Source organism: Algoriphagus sp. 10J20-15, assembly GCF_055809615.1.
Genome location: NZ_JBVVUG010000019.1, coordinates 89,948 through 103,922 on the forward strand (window position 1 = coordinate 89,948; position 13,975 = coordinate 103,922).

9 protein-coding genes and 3 pseudogenes are annotated in these 13,975 nt (G+C 38.7%); 4 read left to right on the plus strand and 8 right to left on the minus strand.

Annotated elements, in window-relative coordinates:
• Positions 1–24 precede the first annotated feature (24 nt).
• From AC0L6R_RS08370 to pckA, 3 genes and pseudogenes are all read right to left on the minus strand, one after another.
• A complete protein-coding gene (locus tag AC0L6R_RS08370; RefSeq protein ID WP_473270769.1) occupies positions 25–171 on the minus strand; it encodes a hypothetical protein in 147 nt (48 codons plus the stop codon).
• Entirely contained in the window at positions 158–559 is a 402-nt protein-coding gene (locus tag AC0L6R_RS08375) for a hypothetical protein (RefSeq protein ID WP_473270770.1), read from the minus strand. Before AC0L6R_RS08375 ends, AC0L6R_RS08370 begins: the two co-directional genes overlap by 14 nt.
• 136 nt (positions 560–695) lie before the next feature.
• Positions 696–2,297: pseudogene (gene pckA, locus AC0L6R_RS08380) on the minus strand (phosphoenolpyruvate carboxykinase (ATP)).
• A gap of 283 nt (positions 2,298–2,580) precedes the next feature.
• On the opposite strand from pckA, the gene AC0L6R_RS08385 reads away from it, so the two are divergent.
• Positions 2,581–4,119 carry a peptide MFS transporter gene (locus tag AC0L6R_RS08385; RefSeq protein WP_283411019.1) on the plus strand — a complete coding sequence of 513 codons (1,539 nt, stop codon included), beginning with the start codon at positions 2,581–2,583 and terminating at the stop codon, positions 4,117–4,119.
• Between the two features lie 99 nt (positions 4,120–4,218).
• Here AC0L6R_RS08385 and AC0L6R_RS08390 read toward each other — a convergent pair whose 3' ends face one another.
• The 3 genes and pseudogenes from AC0L6R_RS08390 to tyrS all read right to left on the minus strand — a co-directional run bounded on the left by AC0L6R_RS08390 (position 4,219) and on the right by tyrS (position 7,786).
• Positions 4,219–4,434: a hypothetical protein gene (locus AC0L6R_RS08390; protein ID WP_473270772.1), complete on the minus strand. Its 216-nt coding sequence runs from the start codon at positions 4,432–4,434 to the stop codon at positions 4,219–4,221.
• Positions 4,421–6,340 (minus strand): TetR family transcriptional regulator, encoded by a 1,920-nt coding sequence (locus AC0L6R_RS08395; protein WP_473270773.1) that lies wholly within the window; start codon positions 6,338–6,340, stop codon positions 4,421–4,423. The genes AC0L6R_RS08390 and AC0L6R_RS08395 overlap by 14 nt, the downstream gene beginning before the upstream one ends.
• A 148-nt stretch (positions 6,341–6,488) precedes the next feature.
• Positions 6,489–7,786: pseudogene (tyrS, locus tag AC0L6R_RS08400) on the minus strand (tyrosine--tRNA ligase).
• 264 nt (positions 7,787–8,050) lie between these two features.
• On the opposite strand from tyrS, the pseudogene AC0L6R_RS08405 reads away from it, so the two are divergent.
• Positions 8,051–11,213, plus strand: a pseudogene (locus AC0L6R_RS08405) (S41 family peptidase).
• A 63-nt stretch (positions 11,214–11,276) separates the two neighbouring features.
• Here the strand turns inward: AC0L6R_RS08405 and AC0L6R_RS08410 are convergent.
• Positions 11,277–11,606 (minus strand): BlaI/MecI/CopY family transcriptional regulator, encoded by a 330-nt coding sequence (locus AC0L6R_RS08410; RefSeq protein WP_473270775.1) that lies wholly within the window; start codon positions 11,604–11,606, stop codon positions 11,277–11,279.
• 162 nt (positions 11,607–11,768) lie between these two features.
• Positions 11,769–12,518: an acyl-CoA desaturase gene (locus AC0L6R_RS08415; protein WP_283411014.1), complete on the minus strand. Its 750-nt coding sequence runs from the start codon at positions 12,516–12,518 to the stop codon at positions 11,769–11,771.
• Positions 12,519–12,660: 142 nt separating this feature from the next.
• Between AC0L6R_RS08415 and AC0L6R_RS08420 the strand changes: the two genes are divergently transcribed.
• Together AC0L6R_RS08420 and AC0L6R_RS08425 are read left to right on the plus strand one after the other, a co-directional pair.
• Entirely contained in the window at positions 12,661–13,026 is a 366-nt protein-coding gene (locus AC0L6R_RS08420; RefSeq protein WP_283411013.1) for a phage holin family protein, read from the plus strand.
• Between the two features lie 351 nt (positions 13,027–13,377).
• The gene (locus AC0L6R_RS08425; protein WP_283411012.1) at positions 13,378–13,941 is read left to right on the plus strand and encodes a hypothetical protein; all 564 of its coding nucleotides are present in this window, start codon (positions 13,378–13,380) and stop codon (positions 13,939–13,941) included.
• The last annotated feature ends 34 nt before the right edge of the window (positions 13,942–13,975 follow it).

Below are 13,975 nucleotides of genomic sequence, written 5' to 3' on the forward strand. Positions count from 1 at the left end.
TAAAAGCATCTGTTGTGCAGATAGCTATTTCAATTTAACTGTTAATCCTAAGTTTAAAACTGAAATGCCATAGCCAATCTCTCCAAATGCACCTATTTTTTCATTAAAATGATATCGTGCTCCACCAAAAACACTATAAGTGAATCCACCGGCAGCATCAGGTTCCGGCATTTCCAGGGGAAGAGTTTTCTATACTTACTGAAGCTACATTATACCCCAGCAGTAGGCCAGCGTAAGTGTCGAGTTTTTCTGTTAATTCAAAATGATAAGCACCTCTAGCCCCAAAAATCAAATAAGTGTAAGATATCTTGCCTAGGAAGGGTATGTTGTCATTGGAACCTGCGTAACCCAAATATCCTCCGATTGATATTTGGTCAGTTATACCATAGTCAAGAGAAGCGCTGAGCGGAATCCCTACATCTCCAGTACCAAAAGTAGGGACTAACCCAACTCCAATATTTAGATCCATTTGTCCTTGCTGAAATTGCTGTGCCTGAACCTCATTAATTACTGTGACTGCAAAAAGAAATGCAATGGTTGATAAAATAATTTTTTTCATAGTTTTTAAATAGTTAGAGATAATACTATCCAAAAATAGAGTTCTAGATATTGCCTCTCAATACGTTAAATGCCCTATAAAAAAAAAGAGTCTGCATTCCAAATGCAGACTCAGGTGTTATTAGGGTTTATAAATATTATAGTAGAGGAGCTCCGTCTAGAATTTCAACTGTTGCAAACTCTTTGAATTTTTCAAAATTTGAATTGAAGGCCTCTGCGAGAATTTTCGCTTGCTTGTCATATCCTTCGGTATCTGCCCACGTTTTTCGTGGATTAAGTATTTGCGAAGGGACATTTGGACAATCTTGAGGGACTTCGAATCCGAAAACCTGATGCTTTTTATATTCCACTTGGTCTAATTTCCCTTCCAATGCCGCAGATATCATGGCGCGAGTGTAAGCTAATTTCATTCTGGAGCCAACTCCATATGGTCCACCAGTCCAGCCAGTATTGATCAGCCAAACATTCGTATCATATTTTTCCATTTTTTCACCAAATAAGGTAGCATACTTGGCAGGGTGAAGAGGCAGAAATGCAGCTCCGAAACAGGCCGAAAATGTCAATTTTGGTTCAGTAACACCCATTTCGGTTCCAGCAACTTTAGCTGTGTAACCAGAAATGAAATGATACATCGCCTGGCTTTTATTTAGTTTAGAAATAGGAGGGATCACTCCAAATGCATCTGCCGTTAGAAAGAAAATATTCTTAGGAATACCTCCCACTGATGGGTTTTGAGCATTTGGAATAAAGTCAATTGGGTAAGCAGTTCTGGTATTTTCTGTTACAGATTTGTTTGCAAAATCTACCTCTCGGGAATTTTCTTTGAATCTAGTGTTTTCCACAATAGACCCAAATCTAATTGCATCCCAGATTTCAGGCTCTTTTTCTCTACTCAAGTCAATTACTTTTGCATAGCAGCCACCCTCAAAGTTAAAAACTCCATTTTCTGTCCAGCCATGTTCATCATCCCCAATCAGGTTTCTTTTTGGATCGGCAGAAAGGGTGGTTTTGCCTGTGCCTGATAGCCCAAAGAAGATCGCTGTATCACCATTAGAACCCACATTTGCGGAGCAGTGCATCGAAAGAATATGCTTGTCGTGGGGAAGAATGAAGTTTAGAACAGAGAAAATTCCTTTTTTCATTTCTCCGGCATACCCGGTACCTCCGATTAGGATGATGCGTTCTGTTAAATTTAGAATAGCAAAATTTGAATTTTTGGTGCCATCAGTCTCAGGATTAGCTTTCGAATTCGGGAGCACAAATAATGGTAAAGTCATGCTCGAAGCTCTTTAATTCATCCTCAGAAGGTCTAAGGAACATATTGTGGCAGAATAGATTGTGCCAAGCTTTGGTATTTATCACCTTTATTTTGAGTCGATGATTTTCATCAGCTCCTGCATATGCATCTCTTACAAATAGCTCTTTGTCTGCAAGAAATGATTGCATCTTCCCTAGTAGCGATTGAAATTTCTTCGGATCAAAAGGGATATTAACATCACCCCACCAAACTGCATCTTTGGTCTTGTCATCCTGGACAATGTATCGGTCCTTTGGTGATCTGCCAGTGAATTTGCCAGTGTCAGCCATTAGAGCGCCAGTGGATGTGAGTTTTCCTTCCTTTCGCTTCAAAGCAAATTCAACCAGTGCTGCTGGTGGAAGGTTGATATGAACTTTTCTTTCTGGGGTAGATTGAGAAAAGCCAGGGGAGAAGTCTGGGTAGCCAGATCTAGTTCCTGCATAAGTATTTGGGTTTACAATCTGAAAATTGTCTTCACAAAATTACTCAAATACACACTAAATAAACCAATAAAAAGTGCTTTATTTTTAAATACAATCGGTTGCGTAGAAAAAACAGATGTTTATTTTGTTTACTGGTTAGGGTAGTGGTCAAGTCGGGATATGCCTTCATTCCAAAAGTGTAATTTTTAATCATGAGGCTATAATTCAGCATCTTTAACTTTGGAAACAAGCGCTAAAAAGCTTTATCATTGTAAAATTGATTTCACCCAAATAAAACTCTCCTTGGAAAAAGACCTTAACACAGAATTGAAAGAGCCAACGATGTTTGGCCATCCTAAAGGCTTATTTTACTTATTCTTTGCAGAAATGTGGGAACGATTTAGTTTCTACGGTATGCGAGCTTTACTCACCTTGTACATGGTTGAGGTTATTTTTGAAGCTTTGAGTGATAGGGATTATGCAACGGCAGCTGTTTATGCTTCTTATGGATCATTAGTTTATGCCTCTACAGTCATTGGAGGTAGGATTTCCGATAAGATTCTTGGCATGCGGAATTCTATTTTTCTAGGTGGAATATTGATGTCACTTGGCCATTTTGTTTTGGCAATAGAACATAACATTGCTTTTTTTCTTGCTCTATCTCTCATAATCGTAGGAAATGGTTTTTTCAAACCAAACATTTCAACTTTTGTCGGCACATTGTATCAAGATGGTGATCCACGTAAGGATTCTGGATTTACTATTTTCTATATGGGTATAAATATCGGCGGATGGATTGCTCCCTTATTGTGTGGATGGCTTGCAGTGTCCTATGGCTGGCATTATGGATTTGCGTTAGCAGGTTTTGGCATGCTTTCAGGTCTTATTTTCTTCTGGACGGGGATTCGAAATGGTGTATTTGGCGATAGGGGAATGCCTCCAGTAAGCGGAGAGATTGATCAAAAAGTATTAGGTATTAAAAACAGGTATCTAATTCCGCTGCTATCTGTATTGACTGTGCCAGTTGTTGCGTACTTATTGTCATCCTATAAGCCCTTTGGAAGCGAAGGGGGATTCTTTGGCGACCAGAATATCGTAAACATAATCTTTAAAATTATTGGAGTGAGTATTTTGGGATATCTGGCATATATCATTTTCCAATCCACTAAAGAGGAAAGAGGCAAGTTAATAGTGGCAGTTCTTATTACTGTTTTTATGACGATTTTCTGGGGCTTTCATGAGCTTTCGGGCAGTGTGATTACACTTTTTGCAGCTAGAAATATTGATTTGGGAGGGATTATGACGGCTTCCCAGACTAATTCATTAAACTCAATGTGGATTATAATTCTGGCAATTCCGATTTCACTACTTTGGACTTTTTTATCCAAAAAGAACCTGAATCCAAGAACTCCTTTCAAATTTGGAATGGGACTTTTATTTGCTGGCCTCAGCTTCTATATTTTACATATTAGTAAGAATAGTGCAAATGAAGCTGGTTTGGTACCGTTTGCTTACTTACTCTTGATGTACTTTTTGATCTCTATTGGAGAACTCTTTATGTCTCCTGTTGGTCTATCTAAAATAACCGATCTGTCTCCTAAGCGAATTGTAGCTTTTATGATGGGTGTCTGGTTTTTATCCTCTGCCTTTGCTTTTCAAGTAGTAGGGTTTATTGGTAAACAACTAGCTATTGAAAGTACAGATAAAAACATCGGAGGTTTTGAAACTCTAGAAGTTTATACTGATGGTTTTTTACTAATCGCAATGTATTCGGTAGGAGCAGGGCTTTTAATACTGATTGCTTCTCCCTTTATTAAAAAATTAATGGGGGACATACACTAGATATAAAAGGACTTACTTATACTAAAAAGAGGCAATTGATATTCAATTGCCTCTTTTTATTGTGATGGATTTTACTAAAAATCAGAACATCGACGTTTATTACTTGCCCTCCTTTTCGGCTACCCATGCCTTGATCTCGGATAGCATTTTGTCCAAGTCAGATCTAGTAAAAAGTTTCCCGTCCTTAATCACATCCTCGATACTTAAGGTAGCAGAAATATCTTCCAGAGGGTTTTTATTCAATAAAATCAGGTTTGCCTTCTTTCCAGCTTCTACTGTTTCAAAGTCCGTTATTCCGAAGTCAACCTGGACCATTGATAACTGAGGCGACTAATGCTTCCTGAGGAGTCAGTCCAAACTCCACGAACTTTTGTAATTCTAGATGAATGGCTAGCCCTGGAAAATCATAGGTATTCAAATATCCAGCGTCTGTTCCTGCGATGATTTTCATCCCTGATTTTTGGATCATAGGCAGGAGGTATGAGACTTTTTTGAAATTCTCTTTTCTAGATTGGGTAACTTCAGGAGATTCACCGGCCATTCTTTCAATTCTCCACTGGTAACTTTCTTTCAGTTTTGGTCCTAAATAATTGAGAATAGTATCACTGGCAAACTCATTTTCATCCAGGTAGGCGATATTATAACTGATCAAAATAGTAGGGACAACACCTGTACCTTGCTTTGCAAGTTGCTGGAAATTGGCAAAGGCAACGGAATCGCTATATGTATCAGCCTGAAGTGCTGCTGCCTCCGATCCCGAGAGTTTTCCACTTGCCCTTCCGTTGGATATTTCGGCTTCCAAAGGCGTAGTAGCTCTCATCATATAGGACAAATGCTCTACCGTTTTTTGTCCAGCCTTGGAGACCTGATCCAGTGTCAATGCTGCTGGAATATGCCCGGAAACGCTATATCCTCTAGCTTTAGCCTTTTCTACTGCTTTAAGGAAAAGTGCTGGTTTTAGCGTGTTGTCTGTGATTTTGACAAAGTCAATATTCAATTTATCCAGAGAGTCAAGCGCGGCATCGAGTTCTTCTTCAGTCCCTACTTCCAGATCACCTGGCCAAATAGATTCTATCCCTTCCAGCTTAGGCCCCGAAGTCAGGATTTTAGGTCCAATTCGCTGACCATTATTTATCTCATCCCGCCATTTGAGCACTTCCATACTTATATCTCCTGCGGCATCTCGAACAGTGGTCACCCCAAATGCTAGGTATAATGGCAAGAGCTGCTCATTTTCGTCAATATATTCTGCCCCGCCAAAGTGTACATGGTTGTCCCATAATCCTGGCATTAGAAATCTACCTGCTGCATCGACTTCTTTGATTGCCCTATATTTCTCCAGAAGGGACTCATCACCTACCTCAACAATGCTGTCGGAGCTTATAAAAATAAAGCGGTTCTCAACTTGAGAACCTGCTTCGATATTTAACACGGTTGCATTCTTGATGACAAGATCTACGTTCGTTTTTGAATGGCATCCTGAGACAATCAGTCCAGCCACTAGAATGTTTTTTATTTTCATGATCAGAAAAGGCTTCCTTGGACAGTTGTCTTTTTCGTTGCTTGAATTGTTCCTTTGAGCATTTCCTGCATCAATCGCAGAAATCCAGGGCTCCCAATTCTCAGAATGAATTTTAAGATCTTTGCCTTCATACTCTATAGGTCCCAGCATTTTTTCATAGCCTATAATCATACTCCAAACAGTATAGAAGGTGATTTCAGGCTGCAATTCTGCACGAATACTACCGTCTTTGATACCTTGGCTCACCATCATGATTCCGATTTTGGCTGGCTCATGATGAATTTCCAAAAGCTTTTGAAAGTGTGAAGATTCCAGTGTTTTGGGATCAATCAGCTTTCGGGTTTCTGGATTATTGTACTTCTTCAGAAGATCCAAGAAATTAAGAATGGCATCGTAATAGACCTGATTTGCTTTGGCAAAGACAACGATTTTCACCAAAAGATCACTCAGCATTTCCAAGCCCGACTTTCCTTTAGATCTATACACATCGCGAAATTCATCCTTGAATTGGTCAAAGGCTTTTTTGGTCAGTGCCATAAAAAGATCCTCCTTGTTTTTGTAATAGAAGTAGGTAAGGCCTTTACTTATTCCAGCTGTTTTAGCTACATCTTCCATTCGAGTAGCCAAATAGCCTTTGGAAGTGAAAAGTGAAACTGCCGAATCTAAAATGAGTTTTTCTTTATTTTTATCTCCTGCCATGGGGTATATTCATTTTCTAAAAATCAAATTCAAAGATATTAAACTTGGGTCAAAAACCGGGTTTTAATGTTTTTTAATTTGGAATAATTTCACAAAAAAAAGGCTTTAGGATAATCCTAAGGCCTTTTCTATAGTGATTATCATAGACTTACTTCACTTCTACGATGTAATAATTTTTCTTACCTTTTTGTACCAAAAAGGTATTTGTTTTGAAGAAGAGTCAAATTTATGGAGGCATTAGGATCCGACAACTTTTCTTTGTTAATACTAACTCCTCCTCCCTGAATCATCTTTCTAGCTTCACCTTTGGACGAGAAAACAACACCTTGAGTAATTTCTCCGAAAAGATCTAAAATCGACGTTAATTCGGAATAGTCAGATTTGCTAACCTGAACTTGCGGGACTCCATCAAAAACTTGCAAGAAAGTACGTTCATTCAAAGCTGCTAGGTCTTCAGTAGATGATTTACCAAAGAGGATATCAGAAGCTTTCACAGCCATTTCTAATTCAGATTCGCCGTGAACCATCGTTGTGATTTGCTTAGCGATCTCCTTTTGTAATATACGGAGGTGAGGAGCTTCTGCATGCTCAGCTTCAAGTTTTACAATGGTTTCCTGATCCAAAATGGTGAAAATCCTGATGTATTTGGAAGCGTCTGCATCAGATACATTTAGCCAAAACTGGTAGAATGCATATGGAGAAGTCTTTTCTGGATCCAGCCAAACAGAACCGCCCTCAGTTTTACCGAATTTCGTTCCGTCAGCTTTGGTGATCAAAGGAACAGTCAGTGCATAGGCAGATCCTCCGCCCATTCTTCTGATCAATTCCGTACCTGTTACGATATTTCCCCATTGGTCAGAACCACCCAGCTGAATAGAGCAATTTTCATTTTTCCACAAATGATAAAAATCGTATCCCTGAATCAGCTGATAGGTGAATTCGGTAAAAGAAAGTCCATTTCCATCTTCCAGACGTCTTTTAACAGAGTCTTTGGACATCATGTAGTTCACTGTGATGTGCTTGCCGATATCCCTGATAAAGTCCAAAAAGCTAAATTTGGACATCCAATCGTAGTTATTGACCAGCTCGGCTTTATTTGAAGTAGTACCAGCAAAATCAAGAAATTTGGCTAATTGATCCTGAATACAAGAGATATTGTGATCCAGAGTGGCTTTGTCTAAAAGATTACGTTCTGCCGACTTGAAAGAAGGATCACCAATCATCCCAGTTGCACCGCCAACTAAAGCAAATGGCTTGTGACCAGCTCGCTGGAAGTGTAGTAGGGTCATCACTCCGACCAGGTGACCTATATGTAGAGAATCTGCGGTCGGATCAAATCCTAGATAGGCAGAAGTCATTCCTTTAGTAAGGTGTTCTTCAATATCGGGAGTCATGTAGGGCCTGGAGCATGCCTCTCCAGCGTAATTCTTCTATGAATGAATTCATCTAATGAGTTGATTTTTCGAGGTGCAAATATAGTCTTGTCAGCCTAAGGAATGAAGCAAACCTGTAATCCTTTGAAGTATTTTAATGGCTAGGGCCGTGAAAAGTTCCGATACGAAAAAATGTCCTCTAATAAAATTTGTGATTTTGATTACTTTAATAGCCAAATCCACGGAACCGTATGACTTACTAGACTTAAGATTTTTGCAATTCTTTTGAGTTGCTTATTTGGCCACTGCACTTTGGCTCCAGAATTCACCCCAATGGATGAGATATCCGGCTATTTCTCCTGATGGTAGCCAGATTGTGTTTACGTTCAAAGGTGACTTGTACATAGTTCCTAGCGCTGGCGGGGCAGCTCGACAGATTACTTTTCATGAGGCCCATGATTACCAAGCTGTATGGAGTAGGAGATGGGAAAACCTTGGCTTTCGCTTCGGATCGCTATGGTAACTTTGACATATTTGCGATGAGCCCCGAAGGTGGTCCAGCCACCAGACTTACTTTTCACTCCAATGATGAACAACCTTTTGAATTCTCAGCGGATGATCAAATCGGTTATTTTTGGAAGTCAACGAATGGATATCGCAGAACACAGGCAATATCCCACTGGATCCCAGCCTGAGTTATATTCTGTCCCCAAAAAGGGTGGTAGAGTGGGTGGATCAGGTTTTTACTATTCCTGCCGAATATGTAACTGTAAGTAAGGATGGGAGCAAAATGCTTTATCACGATAAAAAAGGAGGCGAAAATGAATGGGAGAAAGCATCATCAATCCGGAATTGCACGGGATATATGGTTGGTAATGCATGCCGGAAATAATACGCATGAGATGCTTACCACTTTCTATGGAGAAGACAGAAATCCAGTTTTCTCTCCTGACGAATCAGAGATTTATTACTTGAGTGAAACAAATGGGAGCTTCAATGTTTTTTCCATGAATGCTTCCAATCCAACTCAAACTGAAGCCTTAACTTCTCTTGCGGATTTTCCTGTTCGCTTTCTAAGTATTTCAGATGATGGATTGATGAGTTTTGGATACGATGGCGAACTTTATACGCTGCGCAAAGGTGAATCTCCAAAGAAAGTCGCAGTATCTATCCAGACTCAGGCGATTTCTAATTCTGATAATTATATCTCAATCAATGGTGGAGTCCGCGAAATGTCTATTTCGCCTGATGGGAAAGAAATAGCTTTTGTAGCCAGAGGAGAGGTTTTTGTGACTTCTGTAGATGGTTCTTTGACGAAGAGAATCACTAATACCCCTGAGCAAGAGAGATTCGTGGAATTTGCTCCTGATGGTAAATCCCTGGTTTATGCCAGTGAAAGAAATGGCAAATGGCAAATTTACCAATCTTCAAAAGTAAGAGCAGAGGAGCCATTCTTTTTTGCCTCTACATTGCTTGAGGAAAAGCCTCTGGTGAGTGTGGAGTCTGATGCATATCTACCTAAGTATTCGCCTGATGGTAAAAAATTGGCTTATGTGGAAGGAAGAAGGACTTTGAAAGTTCTTGATTTGGCTACGAATACTAGTGTGACATTGATGACTCCTGATGAACTATTTCATATGCGGGATGGTGATCAATACTTTACTTGGGCGCCTGATAGTAAATGGCTTTTGGCTACGTATAGACCTACGATGGCAAACTCCGAAGTTGTATTACTGGATGCAACTGGAAAGCAAAAAAAGAGAAATCTAACGAATAGTGGTTACGGTGATGACAATGCAATGTGGGTGAACGAGGGCAAGCAAATGCTTTGGTTCTCCAACAGAGACGGATTGAAAAGCTATGCTACAAGTGGGCAAAGCCAAAATGATGTTTACACATTATTTTTCGATGAGGCTGCCTGGGATAAATTCAGCATGTCCAAGGAGGATTTTGACTTGATGAAGGAAATTGAAAAGGTGAATAAGAAAGAGGAAAAGGACGATAAAGCTAAGGACGAGAAGGAAAAAGAAAAGAAGGTTGAGGACCTGAAGTTTGATTGGGATGGGATCGAGGAACGCAAAGCTAAATTGACCATACATTCTTCTTCTTTGGGAGACGCTGTCTTGTCAAAGGATGGAGAAAAACTGTATTATTTGGCAGCATTCGAGAAAGGAATGAACCTATGGAGTACCAATTTCAGGACAAAAGAAACAAAGCAGGAGATTAGTCTTGATGCCAATTCTGCTAGCTTAATTTGGGATAAGGAGCAGAAAAACTTATACCTACTTAGTAATGGAACGATTTCCAAGATCAATCCAGAGGGAATGAAGAAAGAGGCTATTAAGATATCTGGGGAGATGACCTATGACAAGGAAGCAGAAATGGCCTATATGTTTGAGCACGTGTGGTTGCGTACCAAAGGGATATTCTATACGCCAGACATGCATGGAGTAGATTGGGACGCAGCAAAAGTTAATTATAAAAAATATCTTCCTTCGATTGGTAACAGCTACGAATTTTCCGAAATGATTTCCGAGATGATTGGTGAGTTAAATGTATCACATGCCGGCTCTAGATATTCTCGCTCCATAGATATGGCTGATGCCACAGCATCTTTAGGTGTCTTTTGGGACTATGGTTTCGATGGAAATGGCATCAAAATCACAGAGGTAATTGCTGGAGGACCTTTGGATAAAGCCGATTTGGATATCAAAAAAGGGATGATCATCGAGAAAATCGATGGGATTGCGTTAACTGAGGAAACTGACCTTGCTAAGCATTTAAATCGAAAAGCTGACACTTTTACATTGATTGAACTTCTCAATCCTACCACCACTAATGCAAGAACACAATTCACCATCAAACCAATCTCTCTTAGAGCAGAAAATCAGTTGCTGTATAAGCGTTGGGTCAAAATGAATCAAGCAGAGGTGGATAGCTTATCTGGAGGCAAGCTTGGGTATGTACATATTCCAGGGATGAGTGATGGCCCGTATAGAAATGTGTATGAAGAAATGATGGGAAAGTATCACGATAGAGAAGCAGTAGTAGTAGATACCAGATTTAACGGTGGCGGAGATTTGGTAGCAGATTTGGCTATGTTCTTTACTGGTGAAAAGTTTTTAACCTATGCTACCGAAGCTAGGGCGGTAGGGTATGAGCCGACTGCTCGTTGGACTAAGCCAACACTTGCTATGTTCAATGAAGCCAATTATTCGGACGGTCATTGTTTTGCTTGTGGATATACTGATTTGAATATTGGTAAAACAGTCGGAATGCCTACACCGGGTACTTGTTCATTTGCCGGATGGGAAGGATTACCGGATGGATCCCGGTGGGGAGCAGTACCTATTTCTGCCAAAAATAAAGCAGGAGAGTGGTTGGAAAACAACGAAACTAGGCCGCAGTTTATAGTGAAAAATATGCCTGGAAAAATTGATCAAGGAGTGGATCAACAATTGGAAAAGGCAATTGAAGAATTGCTTAAAGTGATAAACTGAAAATTTTAAGCACAAAAAAAGCCTGGTAGCAATACAGGTTTTTTTCATTGCTATCAATAAAATTTATTGATAAGACTTAGTGTTCAACGTTTCGTCATTTTTGAAGAAATCAGTAAGCTTTCCAAAAGAATTTTCGAAGTAGCCATCCAACATCTTTTTAATAATGAAAGAACGATACTCATCTTTTGATACTATAGGAAAGTATTCGTGACTTTTACCGTAAGACTTGTGACTAACAAAACCTTTGCGTTCTAATATCCTCACAATGGTTGAAACAGTGTTATATGCAGGCTTAGGTTCAGTCATTGGATCGAGGATGTCTTTGACGAATCCTCTTTCGATTTGCCAGAGGATCTGCATGATCTCCTCTTCGGCTCTTGTTAATGGTTTCATAAATAAGGCGTTAAGTTTTAATTGAAAGAAAATTATTCGTTTAGTTTCACAATTGCAAAAAAAACCACCTTTACTTTTAATTTTTTTTATGCAACTAGATTTGGAGTTTGCATATTGATCTAAACATTTCACATAAAAATGGCCTCATTTGTGGACATCAATTTATGCAGATCTTAATTTAATTATTCGTGTTAGGTGGAGTAGTTTGACAATAGGGTAAGTAGGATCGAACTCGTACCATTTCACGGCAAAATTTGGACGGTTAGGAAGCTTATGGTGATTGTTTTGGAATAATTCCCCAAGCATCAGCACGTCTAATAATAGACTGTTTTTTGAATGGTCATTATTATCAAAATTTGAATACCCATACTTATGCCCACTCCAATTGACAATGGCTCCATGCACTGGGCCCATTAAAAAATGTATTGGTAGCAGAAAATACATCCACCAGTGCGTTCCCGGCAAATCGAAAACTGAGATACAAAGAACGTAGATGGAGACATATAATAAGCCCCAGCCAACTCTTACCAGCATCGTATCTGCAAATTTATCAAACCTATTCCAATCAGGAATATCCTTTGAAAATCGCTCTTCTGGCTTCAGGCGGAATGAAAAATATTCGTTATAAATATTTTTAGTCTTCCACATCATAGTGAATAAATTTTCGGTGTGATGTGGGCTATGCGGATCCTTAGGTGTATCGCTATAGGCATGATGCATTCTGTGAAGGATAGCATAAGCTCTTGGTGATAGGTAAGAACTGCCTTGCCACATCCAAGTAAAGAAATAGAAGAATTTCTCCCAATACTTGTTCATATAGAACATCTGATGGGCAGCGTATCTGTGTAGAAAGAAGCTTTGGCAAAACAAAGAGAAATACCAATGCAGAAGGAAGAAAATGATGATTATCACTCAGTCTAGGTTTTATGTTAAAGCTACAAATATAGTGTATCGTATTCCAATGAACGAATTATGATCAGGTTCCATTCCATTTTGGCAGATGATATTTGTCAGGTTTTACCAATTATTCATGTAAATCAGTATTTTTAGTCTTATGGAAAGCACAAATAAACCTTTGAATTTTTTAGTTAAAATCCTTTTGGGAGGTATTTCAGTTTTGATTGCAGAATACTTCTTATCAGGTATTCACATTGACACCTTTATAACTGGATTCATTTTAGCTGCAGTCATAATTTTAATCAATATCACGATTAAACCTCTATTGATCATTTTGACTTTTCCTATTACCCTAGTGACTCTAGGCTTGTTTTTATTGGTGATCAATGCCTTGATGATCATGCTTGCAGATCGAATTATTCCAGGCTTTCAAGTTGATGGCTTTTGGTGGGCAATTTTATTTGCCATTGTCTTAAGTATCATCAATTCGCTTTTTGGGAATAATTTGAATGCTACAGATTAAACCTGCTTAGTGTAAATATTTGATTAACAGTGATTAATATTTATGTTTAAGGGAGATTTTTAATCAAATAGAAAATAATCTCTTCAAGGTTAACTCTTTTATCCTTTCTTTTGTTAGAAGAGTGCGTATTGATAAAAAGAGTGGAATTTGATAAAATTTCTCCTAATTGCTGAGGTTCAAAAATAAAAACACCTCGTTTTCAATAATGTAATCGCTTAAAATACTCAATTTGGGTTAAGCCTTTGATCAATTGGTGAAATTCAATTAGATTTTGGTATTATATTACTATTTCATTTATTACTATTGAATTTCTAATCACTTACTATTTTATATTCTTTAAATATTTGCCCAATGTCAATATCAAATCCAGGTTTTGAACCGACTCGCATAGCTGCGTTGAAGGAAGAGCTGGGGAAGCTCGATAAAACGTTTAAAATTATTCCCGACGAAGAAAATACTGATGAATTTGTAAATTTCTATTTCATAGGAATGTATCAAGGCAAAGAAGTGATTTATGATGCTGCCTTGTATACGCTCAGGTTGCACCACTCAAGTGAGGTATATGAATTGGCAGAACATAAAGCCGCTCAGAAATTCCCGAATTTCAAAGGAATATCCTATGAAGAAGATGAAAATGGGAATTTAAAACCATTGACCAGTGAAGAGGAAGAGATTGGTTGGTTTATCACAGAGATCATCATGGAAATAGAGGAGGAAGAAAGTGTGAAAGTTCAGGAATTCGTGGATATAGATACGCATCACGATTTTGGAATTGGCCTAGACGCAGCTTTGAATATTGACCATATCGATGAGAAAGTGATTTCTAACTTTATCAGAGAGTTCAATGATGATACCCTGGAATTAGACGACACTATGTATGCATTTCAATCTGAAGAAGAAGACATCGAAGATTGATCCATTTCAAACAGAATTAAGTTACTACGCTTGC